Genomic DNA, 20,864 nt, shown 5'->3' on the forward strand with positions numbered 1-20,864 from the left:
GCACGACCCCGTCATGCGCTCGATCCACGTCCTCAACGGCCCCAACCTGAACCTGCTCGGCACCCGCGAGCCGGGGATCTACGGGGCGCTGACCCTCGCCGACATCGAGGCGCGCCTGCGCGCGCGGGCCGCCGACAGGGTGGCGCTCACCTTCCGCCAGTCGAACCACGAGGGTGACCTCGTCACCTGGGTGCAGGAGGCGGGCGCCGCGGGGGCCGGGGTGATCCTCAATGCCGGTGCCTACACCCACACCTCGGTCGCCCTGCGCGACGCGATCGCGGGCGCCAAGGCGCAGGTGATCGAGGTCCACCTCTCGAACGTGCACGCCCGCGAGAGCTTCCGTCACCACTCCTACATCGCCCCCGTCGCGCGCGGCGTGATCGCGGGATTCGGCCCGCTCTCCTACGACCTCGCCCTCGACGCCCTGCTCGCCGGCTGACGGCGCATCCTCCCGTTGCAGTGTTTGCAGGTCTGCGCCCCGGCGGGGCGTGGCATACATCCGGCAACGACGCGACGATCGGGAGGAGACATGAGGTTCGACCTCGCGGGCCGCACGGCCCTGGTCACGGGCGGCCTGAGCGGCATCGGCGCGGGCATCGCGGCGGGCCTCGCCGAGGCGGGGGCCGCCGTCACCGTCGCGGACATCGCCGGCGGGACGGATCCGGACGCGGCGGGCCGGCCGTCGCTGCGGCTCGACGTCACCGATGCGGGCAGCGTCGAGGCCCTGGCCGCGCGGCTGGAGGGGCTCGACATCCTGGTCAACGCCGCCGGCATCATCCGGCGCGAGGCCGAGTACGACCTCGCCACCTTCGAGCAGGTCGTCGCCGTGAACCTCACCGGGACGATGCGGCTCTGCACCGCCCTGCACCCCCACCTCGCCCGCAGCCGCGGCTGCGTCGTCAACATCGCCTCGATGACGAGCTTCTTCGGGGCCGGTCTCGCCCCCGCCTACAGCGCCAGCAAGGGCGGCGTCGCCCAGCTCACCAAGAGCCTCGCCGGCGGCTGGGCCAAGGACGGCATCCGGGTCAACGCCGTGGCGCCGGGCTGGATCAGGACGCCGCTCACCCGCGCCCTGCAGGAGGATCCCGCCCGCGAGGAGGCGATCCGCGCCCGCACCCCGCTCGGCCGCTGGGGCACCCCGGAGGACGTGGCCGGGGCCGCGATCTTCCTCGCCTCGCCGGCCGCCGCCTTCGTCACCGGCGTGATCCTGCCGGTCGACGGCGGCTACCTGATCTACTGAGGGAGGCCGCCGTGGCCGACGCATCGACGCCCGAGACCGACCCGCGCCGCATGCCCTACCAGCTCCCCTTCCCGCCCGAGGCGGGGGAGGAGATCGTGGTGCCGCGGGCGATCCCCGAGGACGAGCGGATCTGGGTGCCGCAGGCCGAGAACGTCTGGTTCCGGCCCCTCTGCCTGAACGCCTCGCAGGGCTACTGGGTCAACCTGCTGCGGGTGCGCCGGGCCGGCATCCTCAGCCGCCACCGCCACCCCGCCCCGGTCCACGGCCACGTGCTCCGCGGCCGCTGGCACTACCTGGAACACGATTGGGTGGCCGAGACCGGCTCCTACGTGTTCGAGCCCCCGGGCGAGACCCACACCCTCGTGGTGCCCGAGGATTGCCCCGAGATGATCACGCTCTTCCACATCACCGGCGTGATGATCTACGTCGATCCCTGGGGCAAGCAGACCGGCTACGAGGACGTCTTCACCAAGATCGAGATGTGCCGCCGGCATTACGGCGAGGTCGGACTCGGCGCCGACTTCGTCGATCGCTTCGTGCGCTGATCCGGGGACGGCCTCGACGGCCGGCTTGTGGCGCTTGCCGCCCGCGCTACTCTCCGGGAGAGCCGCCGCGCCCGAACGACGAGCGGCACCGGAGAGGAAACCCTCATGTCGTCGCACGTCTCGCGCCGCCGCAGCGGCGGGCTCCTGGCCTCCACGCTGCTGGCCACCACGCTCCTCGGCGCGGCCCTGGCCGCGCCGGCCGACGCCGCCGATCCCATCCGCATCGGCATCATCGCGGAGGCCCAGGCGCTCGCCGGCGCCTCGATCCCGCAGGCCGCCCAGCTCGCCGCCGACGAGATCAACGCCAAGGGCGGCGTCGACGGGCGCAAGATCGAACTCGTCACCTACGACGACAAGAGCTCGGCCGCCGACGCGGTCCGGGCCTTCCAGCGCGCCGCCAGCGAGGACAAGGTCCACGCGGTCATCGCCAGCTACATCAGCGAGGTCGTGCTCGCCCTCCAGCCCTGGTCGGCCCGGCTGAAGATGCCCTTCATCACCCCGGGCGCCGCCTCGAACGACATTCCCCTCAACGTCCACAAGGATTACGCCCGCAACAAGTACTCCTTCCACGGCTACCTCACCTCCAAGGCGCTCTCGCAATCGGTCTGCGACGCCGCCAAGGCGATCCTGGTCGAGGGCCGCAAGATGAGGACGGCCGTCATCATGAGCGAGGACGCCGCCTGGACGAAGCCCCTCGACGCCGGATACGAGGAATGCCTGCCGGTCGCCGGGCTCAAGGTGCTCGACCACATCCGGTTCTCGCCGAGCACGACCGATTTCAGCCCGATCTTCAGCCGCATCGAGGGCGCCAAGCCGGACGTGATCATCACCGGCATCTCCCATGTCGGCGTGCAGCCGACCGTGCAGTGGAAGAGCCAGCAGGTGCCGATCCCCATGCTCGGCATCTCCTCGCAGGCCACCAACGCCACCTTCTGGAAGGAGACCAACGGCGCCGCCGAGGGCGTGCTGTTCCAGATGTTCGCGGCGCCCGGGACCACCGTCACGCCCAAGACCGCCCCCTTCGCCGACGCCTTCAAGGCCCGGTACGGCAATTACCCGAGCTATGCCGGCTACACGACCTACGACGAGGTCTACTACATCGCCGACGCCGTGAAGCGGGCCGGCTCGACCGATCCCGACAAGCTCGTGGACGCGCTGGAGAAGACCGACTGGGAAGGCACGATGGGCCGCGTCCAGTTCTACGGCAAGGACGACGACTTCACCCACTCGGTGAAGTACGGGCCGGGCCTGATCTCCGGCATGATGATGCAATGGCTCGACGGCCGGCAGACCGCCGTGTGGCCCGCAACGGTGGCCAACGGCAAGCTGACCTTTCCCGCCTTCGTGAAGGCGGGTGCGCCTGCCGAATGATCCGCTGTCCGGACGATCACGTCCGGACAGCAACGCCACGGCCGCGCGGCGCGTGAGCCCGCGCGGCGCGTGAACGACGCCGACATCCGCATGGCGAAGCAATCAGCACGCGATGCCCGTGGCCGCGGAGGCAAGCGGGCGCGGCTGGAAGGCGTACGCGATGGCGCCGGCAAGCTGGTGAGCGCTGTCGTCGGCAGCGCGACCGATCTTGATGATGAGCGGCGCGCAAGGGAGTTCGGGCAGCCCATGCTCCGGACCGACCTGCACCAGGTCCTTCGGCACGGCGCGAAGGGGCAGGACACCGATCGCCTCGCCATGGGTGATCGCGGTCCGCAGCGGCGTGAACTGGTTCGCGCTGAAGGCCACGCGCCAGCGCCGCCCGATCCGGTCGAGCGCCTCGACCGCCATGTCCCGCACGCGGCACCCCTGCGGGAACAGCGCCAGCGGCAGCGTGTCCAGCGACGCGGCGGCCGAATGCGGTGCCGCGACCCAGGCCAGAGGCTCCTCGGCCAACCGGATCCCCTGAATACCGGACGCCCACGTGACAAGGGCGAGGTCCAGATCGCCCGAATCGACCATGCGGGAGAGGTTGACCGACAGGTCGGAGACCACGTGGAATTCCACGTGTCGGTTCTCCCGTGAGAGCGTCCCGATGATCTCGGGCAGGATGAGCTGAGCATAGTCATCGGGTGTGCCGACGCGCAGGACATTCGTCTCGGGCCGATGCGCGACCTCGCGGACGAGTGCGTCGTTGAGCTTGAGGATCTCGATCGCGTAGCGGCGCACCATCTCTCCGGCCTCGGTGAGCCGGATCTCCCGCCCGCTGCCGCGCTCCACCAGCCGCTGGCCGACGACCTGCTCCAGGCGCTTCACCTGGAGGCTGACGGCCGACTGCGTCCGCAGCAGCCGCTCTCCCGCGAGCGTGAAGTTCTTCGCGTCAGCGACGGCGAGGAGGGTCCGCAACAGGTCGATGTCGACGTTCACGAGACCCATGACGATGTCTCATCCTCTCGATGATCCGAAGTCATTTCCCGACCTGGCCGCCGGCAGGCACCATCGCGGCGTCGAAATCCTAGAGGCTGTTTTGGCCCGCAAGCAAGCTGACGGAGACGGAAATGAGCGGCGACGCCGGTTCTCTTCGGGATTCCGGTACCGACCTGTGCGGTGCGGACCGCATCCTCGTCAACACGGATATCCATCGGGAAGGGCAACCTTGCGTCAGCCTCGCTCCGAGGGCGGCGGCCTTCGCCGTCCTGGTCGCCGGCGGCATCTGCCTCGGCACGGCGCCGGTGGTCGTGAAGGCCACCGGCCTGCCCCCCGAAATCTCGGCCTTCTACCGCGTCGCCCTCGCCGCACCCCTGTTCCTGGCCTGGAGCCTCGCGGCTTGCGCGGGCAGGCCCCCGGCGCCGCGCGCCGCCGGGCGTCCCCTCGCCGCGCTGACCGGGCTCGCGGCCTTCCTGTTCGCGGCCGACCTCGCGGTGATGCACTACGCCATCGGCGCCACCAACGTCGCGGTCGCGACGCTCTTCACCAATTGCGCCCCGTTCTTCGTGGGCCTGTTCGGACTCATCGGACTCGCCGATGCGCCGACCGCCCGGTTCTGGCAGGCCCTGCCGGCGGCGCTGGCCGGCACGGCGCTGCTGATCGGCCTCGACGGGACGAATCCGGCGGGCGGTCTCGCGGGCAGCGCGGCGGCCCTCCTCGCGGGCGCGCTCTACGGCGGCTACCTGACCGTCGTGAAGGCGCTGCGGGCGAGGGGCGCGACGCCGATCCGCGTCATGGCGGCCGTCAGCGTCGGGAGCACGCTCCTGCTGCTCCCGCTGTTCTGGCGCCAGGGCATGCCGGTCCCGAACGCCGTCCGGGTCTGGCTGCTCCTCGCGGTCCTGGTGCTGTTCGGCCAAGTCGCCGGGCAGGGGCTCGTCACCGTCGCGCTCCGGCACTTGCCGGTGGCCCTGAGTTCCCTCGTGCTGCTGATCCAGCCGGTCGTCGCGGCGCTCCTCTCCCGGATTCTCCTCGGCGAGACGCTCTCCCTGATCCAGGCCTCGGGCATCGGGCTCGTTCTCGCGGCGATCGCCCTCGCGGCGATGCCGGTCCGACCGCGGGCTTAGCCGGACGCGGCCATGCAGCCCGTGCATGGCCGCGGCAGCGCTGCCATTCTGGTCGACCAAACCGGCCCGCGGGCGCTTGTTGTCCGGGAATCCCACGCTACACTTCGGCCTAAGCCGCATCGCGCAGACGAGAAGCGGCAACGGAGAGGAAAGCCCATGTCCGTTCCCGCGCCGGCCGCGCCGCGGCGGCACGCCCGTGCCCTGCTGGCCACGACCCTCCTGGCCTCGACCGTCCTGCTCGGCCTGCCGGTCCGCGACGCGCGGGCGGCGGATCCGCTGCGCATCGCGGTGATCGCCGAGGCCCAGGCCATCGCCGGCGCCGCGATCCCGCAGGCCGCCCAGCTCGCCGCCGACGAGATCAATGCCAAGGGCGGCGTCGACGGGCGCAAGATCGAGCTCTTCACCTACGACAACAAGAGCTCCGCGGCCGATTCGGTCCGGGCCTTCCAGCGCGCCGCCAGCGAGGACAAGGTCCACGCGGTCATCGCCAGCTACATCAGCGAGGTCGTGCTCGCGCTCCAGCCCTGGTCGGCCCGCCTCAAGCTGCCCTTCATCACCCCGGGCGCCGCCTCGAACGAGATCCCGCTCAACGTCCACAAGGATTACGCCCGCAACAAGTACTCCTTCCACGGCTACCTCACCTCCAAGGCCCAGTCGCAGGCGGTCTGCGACGCCACCAAGGCGATCCTGGTCGAGGGCCGCAAGATGAAGACGGCCGTCATCATGAGCGAGGACGCCGCCTGGACGAAGCCCCTCGACGAGGGCTACAAGGAGTGCCTGCCCCAGATCGGCCTGCAGGTGCTGGACCACATCCGGTTCTCGCCGAGCACGACCGATTTCAGCCCGATCTTCAGCCGCATCGAGGGCGCCAAGCCGGACGTGATCGTCACCGGCATCTCCCACGTCGGCGTGCAGCCGACGGTGCAATGGGCGAGCCAGCAGGTGCCGATCCCGATGATCGGCATCGCCTCGCAGGCCACCAACTCCACCTTCTGGAAGGAGACCAACGGCGCGACCGAGGGCGTGCTGTTCGAGATGTTCGCGGCGCCCGGGACCAACGTCACGCCCAAGACCGCCCCCTTCGCGGAGGCCTTCAAGGCCAAGTACGGCAGCTATCCGGGCTACGCGGGCTACACCGCCTACGACGAGGTCTACTACATCGCCGATGCCGTGAAGCGGGCCGGCTCGACCGATCCCGACAAGCTCGTGGACGCGCTGGAGAAGACCGACTGGGAGGGCACGCTCGGGCGCATCCAGTTCTACGGCAAGGACGATCCCTTCACCCACTCGATCAAGTACGGGCCGGGCCTCGTCTCCGGCATGATGATGCAGTGGCAGGACGGCAAGCAGCTGGCCGTCTGGCCGCAGACCGTCGCGAACGGGAGCCTGAAGTTCCCGAGCTTCGTGAAGGCCGGCACGCCCGCCAACTGAAGACCTCCGGTCCGCCCCGGGGGCGCCGCCCCCGAGGCCCCCGGCGAAGGGACCGCGTCCCTTCGCGACCCCCGTTCCGGATCCTCATGACCGCCCTTCAGATCCTCATCGACGGCTTCGCCATCTCGGCCCTCTACGCGCTGGGCGCCACCGGCTTCACCCTGATCTTCGGCGTCTCGGGCGTCCTCAACCTCTCGCACGGCGCCCTGATGGTCACGGCCGCGGTCGTGGCCTGGGCGGCGTCGAGCGAGTACGGGCTCGGCGCCTACGCGGGCGCGGCCACCGGCGTCGCCGTCTGCACCCTGCTGACGCTCGCCACCTACGGCGTCGTCGTGAAGCCGATCGACCGCTCGAAGGCGATCCCCGCCGAGGAGAAGGAAATCTTCATCCTCACCGGCACGCTCCTCTGGGGCATCATGATCCAGGAATTCATCGCCTACCTGTTCACCAGCAACGCCAAGACGGTGATGCCGATCGTCGAGGGCGTCGTCACCATCGCGGGCGTGCGCACGCCCTGGAACCAGATCTTCACCGCATTGGTCTGCTGGGGCACCATCGCCCTCCTGTGGGTGCTGGTGAACCGCACCCGCACCGGCAAGGTCGTGCTCGCCGCCTCGATGAACCCGCGCGGCGTCACGCTGCTGGGCTTCGAGTTGTCGAAGATCTACGTGGCGATCTGGGCGATCTACGGCGTGCTCGCGGGCATCGCGGGCGTGCTGCTCGGCCAGTTCCTCGGCGTCTCGTCCTACAGCGTCGGCCCGCTCACCGCGAGCGCCTTCTCGATCGTGGTGCTCGGCGGCCTCGGCAGCGTGTCGGGCTCGCTCATCGCCGCCTACGTGGTCGGCTACCTGGAGACCATCACGGCCTACCTGATCTCGCCGGCCTACCGGACCATCCCGGCCCTGCTCCTGCTGGTGGCGGTGATGTACGTGCGGCCCCAGGGCCTGCTCGGGCGCCGCTGAGCACGAGGAACGCCGCATGACCGCCAAGCTCCTCCGCAGCCCGCTCCTCTGGCTCAGCCTGATCGGCCTCGCCCTGGCGGCGGTGCTGCCCCTCTGGGTCTCGGGCTACATCCTCGGGCTCCTCACCGTCGCCTATTACTTCGGCGTGTTCTCGATGGCCTGGGACCTCCTGTTCGGCTTCGCCGGCGAGGTGAATTTCGGGCCGACCTTCCTGATCGGGCTCGGCGCCTACACGGCCGGCATCCTCAACGGCGACGGGGTCTCGATCCCGCTCTGCCTCGTCGCCGGGGCGGTGGCGGCGGTGATCGGCGGCCTCGTCCTCGCCCTGCCGGCCCTGCGGGTGCGCGGCCCCTATTTCGGCCTCACCACCGTCACGGCCGTCCTGATCCTGCAGAACCTCATCGTGGTCTTCGCCGACACCACCGGGGGCGAGATCGGCCTGACCGTGCCGGACGTGATCAGCGTCGACGCGGCCACCAATTACTGGCTCGCCCTGGGCTTCATGACGGTGAGCGGCCTCGTGCTCCTCGCCATCGCGACCTCGCCGGTCGGGCTGATCCTGCAGGCGAGCGGGCAGGACCCGGTCGAGGCCGGCGCGCTCGGCTTCAACGTCGCCAAGCACAAGCTGGCCGCCTTCTGCGTCAGCGCCTTCTTCTCCGGCCTCGCGGGGGCGCTGTTCGTCTTCTACATGGGCACGGCGTCGGTCGGCACGCTCGTCGACGTCTCGGTGGGCGTGCAGGTCATCATCGGGGCGGTGCTCGGCGGCCGGCGCACCATCCTGGGCGGCGTGCTCGGCGCGCTCTTCCTGATCACGGCGGGCGAATTGCTGCGCCCGCTCGGCGCCCTCTCGACCTTCGTCGTCTCCGCCGCGGCCCTCGCGGTGATCCTGTTCGTCCCCGCCGGCCTCCTCGGGATCCTCACCCGCCAGGGGCAGCGCGCGTGAGGACCCGTCCGCGTCACGAGGTGCGTCCATGACCGCAGCCGCCCTGCACCGGCCCGTGCCCCCCGCCACCGCCACGGCGGCGCCGCTCCTCGCCGTCGAGGGGCTGCAGAAGCGCTACGGCGGTCTCGTCGCCGTGAAGTCGGTGAGCTTCGCCATCCGACCGGGCGAGATCCTGGGCCTGATCGGGCCGAACGGCTCCGGCAAGTCCACCGTGATGAAGCTGATCATGGGGCTGGAGCGGCCCAATGCGGGCAGCGTGGTCCTCGACGGCACCGAGATCGCCGGCTGGCCCTCCCACCGGGTCGCCCGGGCCGGGGTCGGCCTCGTCTTCCAGCATTCCCGGCCGCTCCACCGGCAGACGGTGCTGGAGAACATCAAGCTCGCCCTGCTGCCCGACAACCTGCTGCGGCTCTTCGCCGACCCGCACGTGGAGGATCGCGCCCGCGCCATCGCCGAGCGGGTCGGCCTCGGCGCCGTCCTCGACCGGCGGCCCGCCACCCTGCCCTTCGCGGATCTGCGCCGGATGGAGCTCGCCAAGGCGATCGCCCGCGACCCCAAGGTGGTGCTGGTGGACGAGCCCTTCGCGGGCCTCACCCAGGGCGAGGTGGCGGATTTCTCCGCGCTGATCCGCGGCTTCCGCGACGAGGGCAAGGCGGTGCTCCTCGTCGACCACAACGTGAAGAGCGTCGCGGCCCTCGTCGACCGGGTCTACGCCATGTATCTCGGCGAGCGCGTCGCCGAGGGCTCGGCCGCCGAGGTGATGCGCAACGAGACCGTGCGGCGCGTCTATCTCGGCGGTAGCATCGAGACCGCCGCCCGCCCGGAATCCTCCTTCTCGGGCGCGCCGCTGCTCGCGGTCGAGGAGGTCGGCGTGCTCTACGGCAAGGCCCAGGCGCTCCAGGGCGTGAGCCTGCACGTCCACGAGGGCGAGTTCGTCTCGATCGTCGGCCTCAACGGCGCCGGCAAGACGACGCTGTTCAACGCGATCTCGGGCCTCGTGCCCTATTCCGGGCAGATCCGTTTCGGCGGCGAGGCCCTGGCCCGGCGCACGCCCGCCTCGATCGCCCGCGAGGGCATCGTGCAGGTGCCGGAGACCCGCGAATTGTTCGGCGAGATGAGCGTGCGCGAGAACCTCGACCTCGGCGGCCAGCACCTGCCCAAGGCCGAGAGCGCGCGCCAGCTCGACTGGCTGCTGGAGCTGTTCCCGATCCTGCGCAGCCGCAGCGGCCAGATGGCCCGCACCCTCTCGGGCGGCGAGCAGCAGATGCTCACCATCGCCCGCGCCCTCATGATGCGGCCCAAGCTCCTGATCCTCGACGAGCCGACCCTCGGCCTCGCGCCGGTGATCCTGGAGCAGCTCTCGAAGGCCCTGGAGCGCCTGCGCCAGACGACGCCGATCACCGTGCTGCTCGGCGAGCAGAACGTGACCTTCGCGCTGCCCCACGCGGACCGGGTCTACGTGCTGGAACACGCCCGCATCGTCTGGGAGGGCACGCCGGACCGCTTCGCCGCCGAGGCCGGGACCGGGTATCTGTGAGGCGCGGAGGGCCCTGGCTCAGAGCCCCTTGGCGAGCCGGTCGAAGGCGACGAGGCGGGCGAGCAGGTCCGGCATCGCCCGCAGCGGCACCATGTTGGGCCCGTCCGAGGGGGCGCGGTCGGGATCCGGATGGGTCTCGATGAACACGCCCGCCACGCCCACCGCCACCGCCGCCCGGGCGAGCACCGGCACGAATTCCCGCTGCCCGCCCGAGGTCGCGCCCTGGCCGCCCGGCTGCTGCACCGAATGGGTCGCGTCGAACACCACCGGCGCGCCGCCCGTGACCTGCGCCATGATCGGCAGCGCCCGCATGTCGGAGACGAGGGTGTTGTAGCCGAAGGAGGCGCCGCGCTCGGTGACGATCACCTTGGAATTGCCCGCGCCCGTGATCTTGGCGGCGACGTGGGCCATGTCCCAGGGGGCGAGGAACTGGCCCTTCTTCACGTTGACGGCCCGGCCCGTCGCGGCGGCCGCGAGGAGCAGGTCGGTCTGGCGGCACAGGAAAGCCGGGATCTGCAGCACGTCGACGGCCTCCGCCGTGGGCGCGCATTGCCCGGCCTCGTGCACGTCGGTGAGGACCGGCAGGCCGAGCCGCTCGCGGATCTCGGCGAAGATCGGCAGCGCCTCGTCGAGGCCGAGGCCGCGCGCCGAGCCCGCCGAGGTGCGGTTGGCCTTGTCGAAGGAGCTCTTGAAGACGAGGCCGAGGCCGAGCGGCGCCACGATCTCCTTGAGCGCCGCCGCGACTTCGAGGGCGTGGCCGCGGCTCTCGAGGGCGCAGGGCCCCGCGATCAGGCTGAGCGGGAGGTGATTCCCGAAGCGCACGGGGCCGACCGTGACGACGGGGCCGGGGGACGGGGAAGCGGTCGACATCGACGGGGTTTCCGGATCGCGTGAGGTGCCGGCCCTCGCAGGCCATGATGGCATTCGCGAGGCGCCGCCCGGCGAGGCGCAGGCCGTTCGGGCCGGAGGTCCGGCGACCAGACACCTAAGGCAAGACTTTGTAGTAGAAGACCGTGTCGCAGGGCCGCCCGTCCGGCAGCAGCGCGTAGCCGGGGATCGCGCCGACCCGCTGCCAGCCCTCCCGTCGGTACAGCCGCTCCGCCTCGGGGCTCGCCGTGTCGAGGACGAGGAGCGTCTTGCCCGCCGCGCGGGCCGCCGCATCGGCCGCCCGCATCAGGGCCGCCCCGACTCCGCGGCCGCGGGCGCGGGTGAGCACCAGCACCTTGGAGACGTCGGCCCGGTGGGGCTGGTTCTCGGGCTGGGCGAGCACGACCTGCACGGTGCCGATCTGCCGTCCCTCCGCCTCGGCCACGATCAGGCGGCGCTCGCCGCGCCCGACGCTCTCGGCGACGCCCCGCCAATAGGCCAGGGCCGTCGCGGGGCGGAGCGGCGCCATGAAGCTCACCGAGGCGCCCGCCTCGACGCAGTCGATCAGGATCTCGGCGAGGGGCTCGGCCATGCCCCGGGCCTCCTCCCCGGACAGGGCGCGCAGGGTCGGGTCGGTCACGGCGGCACCTCAGCGGGGCAGGCTCCCGGCGGCGATGGCCACCAGGGTGCGGGCGGGTTGGTCGGCGGGGTTGTGGAAGGCGACCGGCCGGTCGACGCGCATCGCCAGGCAATCGCCGGCCCCCAGGTGATGCACGCTCTCGCCCAGGGTCACGGTGAGCGCGCCGTCGAGCACGACGACCTGCTGCTCCAGGGGCGGCACCCGCAGGCTGTCGTAGGCGACGGTGGCGCCGGGCGGGATCTCCACCTCGACGAGTTGGAGCGGCGAGGCGAAGCTCGGCGGCGAGAGGTTGCGGCGCCGGTAGCCCGTGCCGGGATCGCGCCAGCAGCTCTGCTCGGCCCGGCGGCAGAGCGGCGAGGCATCCTCCCGCGCCGCGGCGGCGAACAGGGCCGCGAGCGGCACGCCGAGCCCCGCCGCCAGCCGCTCCAGCACCGTGGCGGTCGGGCTGCTCTCCGCCCGCTCGACGAGCGAGATCATCGACCGGCTCACCCCGGACCGCTCGGCCAGGGCGTCGAGCGTCAGGCCCCGCTCCGCGCGCAGGGCCCGCAGCCGGGCCGCGAGACGGCCGTCGAGGTCCGAGGACGATTCCATGATTCAAGATTGAATTTCCGGTATCCTGGAGTCAAGGCCGGCGCGGCAGGCCAGGGGTCCGGTCGCGACGGGGTTGGCGCGAGGCCCGGCCCAGGTTATAGCTGCTGCTATAAGTGTGAGGGAGTGCTTTGATGCCGTCGAGACGCAAGGATCCCGGGCGGCGCCGATCAGCGGCCGGCCTCGCCGCCTGCCTGATCCTCGGCGCGGCGGCACCCGCCCGGGCCGAGCCCGGCCGCGCCGACCACCTCGACAGCGAGCACCTGTTCGGTTTCACCGAGGGCAGCGACATCGGCGTGCCGGGCGAGCGCGAGGTCGAGCTGGAGACGACCGGCCGGCTCGGCCGCCGCGGCGGCCGCTTCTGGGCCTTCGATCCGACGCTCGCCCTGAAGCTGCCCGTGAGCGCGCAGCTGCGCGTGGCGCCCGGGCTCAGCTTCGCGGGTTACGCGGTGGCGCCCGGCCCGGGCCTCCCGGCGGCGATCCGCGGCGGCCTCAACGGCGGCTTCGTCGAGACGCGGCTGCGCCTCCTCGACCGGGATGCCTCCCCGGTCGGGCTGACGCTCAGCGTCACCCCGAGCCTCGGCACCCGGGACGGCACCGACGCGCGGCCGGCCCGCGCCTACGGGCTCGACGCCGCCCTGCTCGCCGACCACGAATTCGTCCCCGGCACCCTCGTCGGCGCGGTCAATCTCGGCCTCTCCCTCGCCTGGAGCCGGGCCTCCGGCACCGGCGAGATCCTGCGCGGCTCCGGGCTCGACCTCTCGGCCGCCCTCGCGCGGCGGGTCTCGGCCGGCCTGTTCCTGGGCGGCGAGCTGCGCTACCTGCGCGCCTTCGACGGGCTCGCCCTCGATCGCTTCGCCGGGGAGGCGGTCTATCTCGGGCCGACCCTCTACGCCGCCCTCGGCGAGACCGCCTGGATCGGGCTGACCCTCGGCGTCCAGGTCGCGGGGGGCGCGGTCGGCGACGGGCGGCCCCTCGACCTCGCCGGCTTCGACCGCCAGCAGCTGCGCCTGCGCATCGGCGCCTCGTTCTGAAACAGACGCTAGAGCAGCACCCGATCACGTTGCAATCGGGTGCCGCTCTCGATCTTTGATTTTGCCGCATTTTGTGCGACGAACCGGCATCCACTTCGTCGGAAAATGCTCTAGGTCTTTGATCTTGCCGCATTTTCTGCGACGAACCGGCATCCACTTCGTCGGAAAATGCTCTAGCGGAAGTCGGTCGGGTCGAGCCCGTGCCGGGCGAGCTTGTCGTAGAGCGTCTTGCGCGGGAGGCCGAGCGCCTCGGCGGCGAGGCGCACGTCGCCCCGGGCCATGATCAGCTCGTCGCGGATGCGCCCGCGCTCGAAGCGGTCGACCTCCTCGGCGAGGCTGAGCGGGCGCGCGGGCGCGCGCTCCTCCGGCGCCGCCGGGCCGAGGCCGAGCGCGCAGCGCTCCGCGAAATGGCCGAGTTCGCGCACGTTGCCGGGCCAGGCGTGACGGTTCAGCATCTCGCGGATCGCCGGGGTGAGCGCCGGGACCGGCCTGTTGAAGCGGGCGGCGGCGCGGGAGAGGAAGTGCTCGAAGAGCAGCGCCACGTCCTCGCGGCGCTCGCGCAGGGGCGGGATCGTCACCGTGACCACGTTGAGCCGGTAGTAGAGGTCGTCCCGGAAGGTGCCCTGCGCGGCGGCCTGGCCGAGATCGACCTTGGTGGCGGCCACGACCCGCAGGTCGACCGCCCGCACCTCGTTGGTGCCGAGCGGCTCGACCGCGCGCTCCTGCAGCACCCGCAGCAGCTTCACCTGCAGCCCGAGGGGCATGCTCTCGATCTCGTCGAGGAACAGCGTGCCGCCGCTCGCGTGCTCGATGCGCCCGACCCGCCGCTTCACCGCCCCGGTGAAGGCGCCGGCCTCGTGGCCGAACAGCTCGCTCTCCACCACGCTGTCGGGCAGCGCCCCGCAATTCATCGCCACGAACTGGCCGCGCCGCCGCCGGCCCCAGCGGTGCAGCGCGCTCGCCACCACCTCCTTGCCGGAGCCGGTCTCGCCGAGGATCAGCACGTCGACATCGGCCTCGGCCACGTCGCGGACGAAGCGGCGCAGCCGCACGATCTCGGGCGAGATGCCGAGGAAGGCCGGATCCTCCGCCACCGCCGCGTCGAGCCGCTCGCGCAGGGTCCGGTTCTCGACCACGAGGCGGCGGCGCTCCAGCGCCCGGCGCACCGAGCCGATCAGCTGCTCGGCCGGGTAGGGCTTGGCGAGGAAGTCGTAGGCGCCCTCCCGCATGGCCCGCACCGCCATGGTGATGTCGCCGTGGCCGGTGATCAGGATCACCGGCAGGTCGGGATCGGCCTCGGCCACGGCGCGGAACAGGCCGAGCCCGTCGAGGCCCGGCAGGCGCACGTCGGTCACCACGACGCCGGGCGGGTCGGCGAGGATCGCCCGCAGGGCCGGCTCGGCCGCCGGGAAGGCCTCGACGGCGAGCCCGTCGAGTTCGAGGCTCTGCCGGTTCGCCCGGCGCACGTCCTCCTCGTCGTCGACGAAGACGATCCGGTCGGATCCGCCGCTCATGCCGCCTCCGCCACCTCTGCGCGGGCGAGGTCGACGCGGAACAGCGCGCCCCCCGCCTCGCTCCGCGCGGCCGCGAGCGTGCCGCCGCATTCCTCGACGATGCCGCGGGCGATCGCGAGGCCGAGCCCGAGCCCCTGCGGCTTGGTGGTGAAGAAGGGATCGAACACCCGGCCCGCCTCGCCCTCCGGCAGGCCGGGGCCGTTGTCGGACACCTCCAGCACGGCGCGCGGGCCGGACGCGGCGCAGCGCACGCTCACCCGCGGATCGGGGCGGCCCGCCACGGCGTCGAGGGCGTTCTGGATCAGGTTCACCACCACCTGCTCCAGCCGCGCCTCGTCGCCGAGGACGATCAGGTCCGGCCCGCCGGCCTCCACCGCGAGGGCGACGCCGCGCTCGGCCGCCTGGCTCGCGACGATCTCGACCGCCTGGGCCAGCACCCGCGCGAGCCGCACCGGCTCGCGCCGGCCCGAGGCGCGCCGGGCGAAGCCCTTGAGCTGGCGCGTCAGGCCGGCGATCCGCTCGGTCAGCCGGCCGATGGCGGAGAAATTCTCGGCCGCCTCCCCGGCCCGGCCGCGGCCGATCAGGATCGCGGCGTTGTCCGCGTAGGAGCGGATCGCCGCGAGCGGCTGGTTGATCTCGTGCGCCATGCTGGCGGCGAACTGGCCGAGGGCGGCGAGCCGCGCCGCGTGGGCGAGGTCGCGCCCGAGGCGCTCGCGCTCCGCCTCGGCGCGCTGGCGCTCCGCCATCTCCTCCCGCAGCTGCGCGTTCGCCTCGCTCAGCGCGCGGGTGCGCTCGGCCACCGCCGCCTCCAGCTCCGCCCGGCGGGCCGCCTCCTCGGCGAGGCGGGCCCGCACGCGCTGGCGGCGCTGGCGCAGGAGGACGAGGCCGAGGCAGGACGCCGCCGCCACCAGCCCGGCCAGCACCTGGGCCTGGAGCCGCTCGCGCCTCACCGCCGCCCCGACCGGGGTGAGGGTGTGGAGCCGCCAGCGCGTCCCCGGGACGGGCGCGTCGACCGGCAGGACGAGCCGCGCCGGCGCGGCCCCGCCCGCCACCCGCAGGAGCCCGTCCTCCGGACCCGGATGGAAGGGCAGCGGCGAGAGCGGCGCATCGCCGAATTCGAGCCCCTCGCGGATCCGCCGCCGCTCCTCCTCGGAGATCGGGCCGAGGGTGCGGAAGCGCCGGGCGGGGTCGCTCGCCACCAGGACGATGCCGCGGGGATCGGTGACGAAGACCTCGGCGCCCCCGCCGCGCCACCCCGCCTCGACCGCCTCGAACTCGACCTTGACCACGACCACCCCGCCGCCGCCCGCGACGCGCCGCGACAGGAACAGGCCGGGCCGGCCGCTCACCGTGCCGAGGGCGAATTGCGCGCCCGACCCGGCCGCCAGCGCCTCGCGGAAATACGGGCGGAACGTGTAGTCGTTGCCCACGAAGCTGGTGGGCGTGCCGGCGTTGCTCGCCGCCACCGTGAGCCCGTCCGCCCGCACCACGTAGATCGCGGCCGCGCCCGTCGCCTCGGCGATCCCGGCGAGCCGGCCGCTGACCTGGGCGGTCAGCCCGGGCGGCGCGGCGCGGGCGAGGCTCGCGGCAATCTCCGGATCCGCCGCCAGCGCGAGCGGCAGGGAGGATTGCTTCTGGAGTTCCGCCCGCAGCGCCGCCACGTGGAGGGTCAGCCCGGCCTCGGCGGCGCGGCGCAGATCCGCCAGGGCGGCCCGCTCCGCCGCGTGGCCGCCGAGCCAGGCGGCGAGACCGACGGCCAGGAGGGCCGCCGCCCAGAGCAGGACCCGGCCGGGCTGTCCGGAATCCCGCAAGGCGGCCGGCCCCGCCGTGCGGCCGGCCGGAACGGGGCCGTTCGCGGGTTCGCCCGGCATCGGAAATTTCCTCCCATTCACAACATCTTAACGAAAAACTCGACGCTCCGCCCCGTTGGCACGCCGGTTGCCATCCGGTCTCCCGATCGCGGCCTGCGGGATGAGCAGGCTGCACGCCGCAAGGTCAAGAGCAAGAGCCGCGCGGCGCGCCGGATCCACCGTCGCGCCGGCCGGCCCCCCGCAACCCAACCACCGGGAGAACGCCGCATGGCCGTCACCGTCCCCAGCCCCCTAACCGCGCCGCACGACCCGCCCGCGCGCAGGCCCTTCTACCGCACCCTCTACTTCCAGGTGCTCGTCGCGGTCGCGATCGGCATCCTGCTCGGTCATTTCTATCCCCAGCTTGGGGCCGAGATGAAGCCGCTCGGCGACGCCTTCATCAAGCTCGTGAAGATGATCATCGCGCCGGTGATCTTCCTCACCGTCGTCTCCGGCATCGCCGGCATGACCAACCTGGAGAAGGTCGGCCGGGTCGGGGCCAAGGCCCTGATCTACTTCCTCACCTTCTCGACGCTGGCGCTGCTCGTCGGCCTCGTGGTGGCGAACGTGCTGCAGCCCGGCCACGGCCTGCACATCGACCCGAAATCCCTCGATCCCAAGGCCGTCGCCACCTACGCGGGCAAGGCCAAGGAGCAGAGCATCGTCGACTTCCTGATGAACATCATCCCGTCGACGGCGGTGGGCGCCTTCGCGGGCGGCGAGATCCTGCAGGTCCTGTTCTTCTCCGTGCTGTTCGGCTTCGGCCTCGCCTTCATGGGCGAGCGCGGCAAGCCGGTCCTCGACATCATCAAGACCACCTCCGAGGCGATCTTCGGCGTCGTCCACATCATCATGAAGGTGGCCCCGCTCGGCGCCTTCGGGGCGATGGCCTTCACCATCGGCAAGTACGGCGTCGCGTCGCTGGCCAACCTCGCCTACCTGGTCTTCGCCTTCTACCTGACCTCGGCGATCTTCGTCCTGGGGGTGCTGGGGGCGGTGGCCCGCTACAACGGGTTCTCGGTGGTCCGGCTGGTGCGCTACATCAAGGAGGAACTCCTCCTGGTGCTCGGCACCTCCTCGTCCGAATCGGCCCTGCCCTCGCTGCTCGACAAGATGGAGCGGGCGGGCTGCTCGCGCCCGGTCGTCGGCCTCGTGGTGCCGACCGGCTACTCCTTCAACCTCGACGGCACGAACATCTACATGACGATGGCGGCCCTGTTCATCGCCCAGGCGACGGACACCCCGCTCTCGCTCGGCGAGCAGGCCCTGCTGCTGCTCGTGGCGATGCTGTCCTCGAAGGGCGCGGCGGGCGTGACGGGGTCGGGCTTCATCACCCTGGCGGCGACGCTCGCGGTGGTGCCCTCGGTGCCGGTGGTCGGCATGGCGCTGATCCTCGGGATCGACCGCTTCATGTCCGAGTGCCGGGCGCTCACCAACTTCATCGGCAACGCGGTGGCCTGCATCGTGGTCGCGCGCTGGGAGGGGGAGCTCGACGAGACGCGCCTCGCCGCGGCCCTCGCCGGCACGCCGATGCCCCTCGCCGAGGAGATGCCGGCCCTGCTCCAGCCGGCGGAATAGGCGGCGTCTGCGCCCCCGCGCGGCCTCCCCCCGGGGAGGTCGTCGCGCGGGGGCCGCCCCGGGAGGAGCCTGCCGCCCGGGCCCTACCCGACCGGCCAGGCGAAGAAGCCGCGGCCCTCCTTCTCCAGGTGCCGGTTGAGCACCATCCGGTGCACCTCGTCGGCCCCGTCCACCAGCCGCGCCTGCCGCGCGTAGCGGTAGATCCACTCCAGCACCGTGTCCTTCGAGTAGCCGCGCGCGCCGTTGATCTGGATCCCGACATCCGCCGCCCGGTGCAGCAGGTTGGCGACCTGGATCTTGGCCATCGAGATCTCCTTGCGGGCGAAGCGCCCCTGATCGAGCTCCCAGGCCGCCCGCATCACCAGCAGCCGCCCGATCTCGATGTCCATGGCGAGCCCGCCCAGCATCAGCTGCACGCTCTCGCGCTCGGCCAGCCGCACCCCGAACCCCTCGCGCTCGGCCGCGTAGGCCCGCGCGATCTCCACGCAGCGCATCGCTAGGCCGAGCCAGCGCATGCAATGGGTCAGCCGCGCCGGGCCGAGCCGCACCTGCGTCACCTTCAGGCCCTGGCCCTCCCCGAGCAGCACGTCCTCGGGCGCGACCTCGAGGCCGTCGAAGGCGAGCTCGCAATGGCCGCCGTGCTCCTCGGGCCCCATGATCTCGATCCGGCGCAGGATCTCCCAGCCCGGCTGGTCGCGGTGGAACAGGAAGGCGGTGAGCCCGTAGCGCGGGTCGTCCGAGGTGCGGGCGATCAGGATGAAGTGCGCCGCCTCCGCGGCTCCGGTGATGTACCACTTGCGCCCAAAGATGCGGTAGCGCCCGTCCGGGAGCCGCTCGGCGCGGGTGCGGATCATGGACGGGTCCGAGCCGCCGCCCGGATGGGGCTCGGTCATGGCGAAGGCGGAGCGCACGCTCCCGGCCACGATCGGGTCGAGCCAGCTCCGCTTCTGCTCCGGGGTGGCGAGGGCCTCCAGCACCATCATGTTGCCGTCGTCGGGGGCGGCCGAGTTGAAGACGGCGGGGCCGAAGATCGAGCGGTTCATCTCGGTGTAGCAGGCGGCCATGCCGACCTTGCCGAGCCCCTGGCCGCCGGTCTCGCGCCGCAGCTGGAGGCACCACAGCCCGGCCGCCTTCGCCCGGGCGCGCAGGTCCTCCAGCAGGTCGAGGCGGATGTTCTCGTGCGGGTCGTAGTTCGCCCGATCAGCCTCGACCGGCAGGATCTCCCGCTCCACGAAGGCGGCCACGCGGGCCCTGTAATCCTCGACTTCCGGGGACAGCGTGAAATCCATGGCAGACCTCGCCTCGGTTCCAGGAGCATTTCGAACGGATCTCGGGCGGCCGGCAACTTCTCGCGGCCGCCGACGTCAACCATCGTCCAATTGATCGGGCCGCCCGGCCGCAACGCGGCGGCAATCTTGTCGCTTTGCCGTCTCCGATGCTGAGGCCGCGGGAATCTGCGGCCAGGATTCACCTGTGTACATGGCGGAACGGAGCCCCGCTCCTAGTGTTTCCCACCAGGAGCGAGCGCTCCGGCCGGCGCCTCTGGCTTGTCCTGCTGCCAGCACTCGCCAGAGGACCCGGCCTCCGCCCCGCTCAGGCGATCGGGCCGGTGTGCTTCTCGAGCAGCGCCCACGCCTCCGGGCCGAACTTGCCCTTCCACTCCTTGTAGAACCCGGCCGCCTGCAGCTTGGCCTGGAACGCCTTGGTGTCCACGTCGTGGAAGGTCAGGCCCTTGGCCGCGAGGTCCTTCTCGGTCGAGACGTTGCGGCGCGCCGTCTCCTCGCGCTGCGCCACCGCCTGGGTGTTGAAGTGCTTGGCGATCACGCCGCGCACGTCCTCCGGCAGGCCGCGCCAGACCTTGCCGTTGGCGAGCAGCCAGAAGCCGTCCCACATGTGGTTCGTCTTCGAGAGGTGCTTCTGCACCTCGTAGAGCTTGGCCGCGTCGATCAGCGCGAGCGGGTTCTCCTGGCCCTCCGCGATCTTGGTCTGCAGGGCCGAGTAGACCTCCGCGAAGTTGATGGTCATCGGCGCCGCGTCGAAGGCCTTGAACATCGAGGTCCAGAGCGGGCTCGGCGGGACCCGGATCTTGAAGCCCTTGAAGTCGTCCGGCGTCAGGATCGGCTTGGTGGAGGAGGTGGTCTGGCGGAAGCCGTTCTCCCAGATGCGGTCGAAGGCGTAGAGGCCCGACTTGCCGATCAGCTCGCGGACATGGGCGCCGAGATCGCCGTCGATGGCCGGCCACAGCTTGTCGTAGGACGACCACGCGAAGCCGATGCCGCTGATCGCCGCGCCGGGCACCAGGGTCGCCAGGATCAGCGGCGAGAGGCTGAAGAACTCGAGCGCCCCCGAGCGCAGCTGGCTCAGCATGTCGGTGTCGCCGCCGAGCTGGTTGTTCGGGAAGACCTTGATGTCGACCTTGCCGCCGGTCTCCTCGCGGATCCCGTCCGCGGCCTTCTGCATGTAGATGGTGAGCGGATGGCTGACCGGGCTGTTGTTGGCGACCTTGAGGTTGAAGTCGGCGGCCTGCGCGCGGCTGATCCGCATCACGGCCGGGGCCGCGACGGCGCCCGCGAGGGAAAGCTGGAGCGCGCGGCGGCGCGAGATCGAAGTCATGGCGTCCTCTCCTGGGCCGCAGCCGGGCCCGCGCGGCCCGGCC

19 protein-coding genes are annotated in these 20,864 nt (G+C 71.9%); 11 read left to right on the plus strand and 8 right to left on the minus strand.

Annotated features, from left to right (window positions below; translation table 11 throughout):
• Window positions 1-13 precede the first annotated feature (13 nt).
• The 4 genes from aroQ (at window position 14) to QA634_RS23920 (ending at window position 3,156) form a co-directional block, all read left to right on the plus strand.
• Window positions 14-439, plus strand: coding sequence for a type II 3-dehydroquinate dehydratase (gene aroQ / locus QA634_RS23905; protein WP_012334473.1), 426 nt, complete (start codon window positions 14-16; stop codon window positions 437-439).
• A 90-nt stretch (window positions 440-529) separates the two neighbouring features.
• Window positions 530-1,240 carry an SDR family oxidoreductase gene (locus QA634_RS23910; protein ID WP_012334474.1) on the plus strand — a complete coding sequence of 237 codons (711 nt, stop codon included), beginning with the start codon at window positions 530-532 and terminating at the stop codon, window positions 1,238-1,240.
• A 50-nt stretch (window positions 1,241-1,290) separates the two neighbouring features.
• Entirely contained in the window at window positions 1,291-1,785 is a 495-nt protein-coding gene (locus tag QA634_RS23915; protein WP_198293047.1) for a 2,4'-dihydroxyacetophenone dioxygenase family protein, read from the plus strand.
• 105 nt (window positions 1,786-1,890) lie between these two features.
• A complete protein-coding gene (locus tag QA634_RS23920) occupies window positions 1,891-3,156 on the plus strand; it encodes an ABC transporter substrate-binding protein (protein ID WP_012334476.1) in 1,266 nt (421 codons plus the stop codon).
• A gap of 102 nt (window positions 3,157-3,258) precedes the next feature.
• Here QA634_RS23920 and QA634_RS23925 read toward each other — a convergent pair whose 3' ends face one another.
• A complete protein-coding gene (locus tag QA634_RS23925; RefSeq protein ID WP_012334477.1) occupies window positions 3,259-4,149 on the minus strand; it encodes a LysR substrate-binding domain-containing protein in 891 nt (296 codons plus the stop codon).
• A 122-nt stretch (window positions 4,150-4,271) separates the two neighbouring features.
• Here QA634_RS23925 and QA634_RS23930 point away from each other — a divergent pair, with 122 nt between their 5' ends.
• The 5 genes from QA634_RS23930 (at window position 4,272) to QA634_RS23950 (ending at window position 10,137) form a co-directional block, all read left to right on the plus strand.
• Window positions 4,272-5,264: a DMT family transporter gene (locus QA634_RS23930; RefSeq protein ID WP_012334478.1), complete on the plus strand. Its 993-nt coding sequence runs from the start codon at window positions 4,272-4,274 to the stop codon at window positions 5,262-5,264.
• A 156-nt stretch (window positions 5,265-5,420) separates the two neighbouring features.
• Window positions 5,421-6,695: an ABC transporter substrate-binding protein gene (locus QA634_RS23935; protein ID WP_012334479.1), complete on the plus strand. Its 1,275-nt coding sequence runs from the start codon at window positions 5,421-5,423 to the stop codon at window positions 6,693-6,695.
• Between the two features lie 86 nt (window positions 6,696-6,781).
• The gene (locus QA634_RS23940; protein WP_012334480.1) at window positions 6,782-7,657 is read left to right on the plus strand and encodes a branched-chain amino acid ABC transporter permease; all 876 of its coding nucleotides are present in this window, start codon (window positions 6,782-6,784) and stop codon (window positions 7,655-7,657) included.
• A gap of 16 nt (window positions 7,658-7,673) precedes the next feature.
• Window positions 7,674-8,600 (plus strand): branched-chain amino acid ABC transporter permease, encoded by a 927-nt coding sequence (locus QA634_RS23945; protein ID WP_012334481.1) that lies wholly within the window; start codon window positions 7,674-7,676, stop codon window positions 8,598-8,600.
• A 28-nt stretch (window positions 8,601-8,628) separates the two neighbouring features.
• Complete coding sequence (locus QA634_RS23950; RefSeq protein WP_012334482.1) at window positions 8,629-10,137, plus strand: ATP-binding cassette domain-containing protein; 1,509 nt, start codon at window positions 8,629-8,631, stop codon at window positions 10,135-10,137.
• 18 nt (window positions 10,138-10,155) lie between these two features.
• On the opposite strand, the gene kdsA is transcribed toward QA634_RS23950, so the two are convergent.
• The 3 genes from kdsA to QA634_RS23965 form a co-directional block, all read right to left on the minus strand.
• The gene (kdsA, locus tag QA634_RS23955) at window positions 10,156-11,007 is read right to left on the minus strand and encodes a 3-deoxy-8-phosphooctulonate synthase (RefSeq protein ID WP_012334483.1); all 852 of its coding nucleotides are present in this window, start codon (window positions 11,005-11,007) and stop codon (window positions 10,156-10,158) included.
• A gap of 115 nt (window positions 11,008-11,122) precedes the next feature.
• On the minus strand, window positions 11,123-11,644 hold the full coding sequence (locus tag QA634_RS23960; RefSeq protein WP_012334484.1) for a GNAT family N-acetyltransferase: 522 nt from the start codon (window positions 11,642-11,644) through the stop codon (window positions 11,123-11,125).
• A 9-nt stretch (window positions 11,645-11,653) separates the two neighbouring features.
• Window positions 11,654-12,235 carry a helix-turn-helix domain-containing protein gene (locus QA634_RS23965; protein ID WP_012334485.1) on the minus strand — a complete coding sequence of 194 codons (582 nt, stop codon included), beginning with the start codon at window positions 12,233-12,235 and terminating at the stop codon, window positions 11,654-11,656.
• Between the two features lie 131 nt (window positions 12,236-12,366).
• On the opposite strand from QA634_RS23965, the gene QA634_RS23970 reads away from it, so the two are divergent.
• On the plus strand, window positions 12,367-13,266 hold the full coding sequence (locus QA634_RS23970) for a hypothetical protein (RefSeq protein WP_012334486.1): 900 nt from the start codon (window positions 12,367-12,369) through the stop codon (window positions 13,264-13,266).
• 173 nt (window positions 13,267-13,439) lie between these two features.
• Here QA634_RS23970 and QA634_RS23975 read toward each other — a convergent pair whose 3' ends face one another.
• Window positions 13,440-14,780 (minus strand): sigma-54-dependent transcriptional regulator, encoded by a 1,341-nt coding sequence (locus QA634_RS23975; RefSeq protein ID WP_012334487.1) that lies wholly within the window; start codon window positions 14,778-14,780, stop codon window positions 13,440-13,442.
• Window positions 14,777-16,651 (minus strand): ATP-binding protein, encoded by a 1,875-nt coding sequence (locus tag QA634_RS23980; RefSeq protein WP_012334488.1) that lies wholly within the window; start codon window positions 16,649-16,651, stop codon window positions 14,777-14,779. The genes QA634_RS23975 and QA634_RS23980 overlap by 4 nt, the downstream gene beginning before the upstream one ends.
• Before the next feature lie 207 nt (window positions 16,652-16,858).
• On the opposite strand from QA634_RS23980, the gene QA634_RS23985 reads away from it, so the two are divergent.
• Window positions 16,859-18,208 carry a dicarboxylate/amino acid:cation symporter gene (locus QA634_RS23985; RefSeq protein ID WP_012334489.1) on the plus strand — a complete coding sequence of 450 codons (1,350 nt, stop codon included), beginning with the start codon at window positions 16,859-16,861 and terminating at the stop codon, window positions 18,206-18,208.
• An 83-nt stretch (window positions 18,209-18,291) separates the two neighbouring features.
• Here the strand turns inward: QA634_RS23985 and QA634_RS23990 are convergent, their stop codons facing one another.
• Together QA634_RS23990 and QA634_RS23995 are read right to left on the minus strand one after the other, a co-directional pair.
• Entirely contained in the window at window positions 18,292-19,497 is a 1,206-nt protein-coding gene (locus tag QA634_RS23990; RefSeq protein WP_012334490.1) for an acyl-CoA dehydrogenase family protein, read from the minus strand.
• Between the two features lie 304 nt (window positions 19,498-19,801).
• Window positions 19,802-20,821, minus strand: a complete 1,020-nt coding sequence (locus QA634_RS23995; protein WP_012334491.1) for a TRAP transporter substrate-binding protein — start codon at window positions 20,819-20,821, stop codon at window positions 19,802-19,804.
• Window positions 20,822-20,864 lie beyond the last annotated feature (43 nt).

This window comes from Methylobacterium sp. CB376 (assembly GCF_029714205.1).
Classification (GTDB): domain Bacteria; phylum Pseudomonadota; class Alphaproteobacteria; order Rhizobiales; family Beijerinckiaceae; genus Methylobacterium.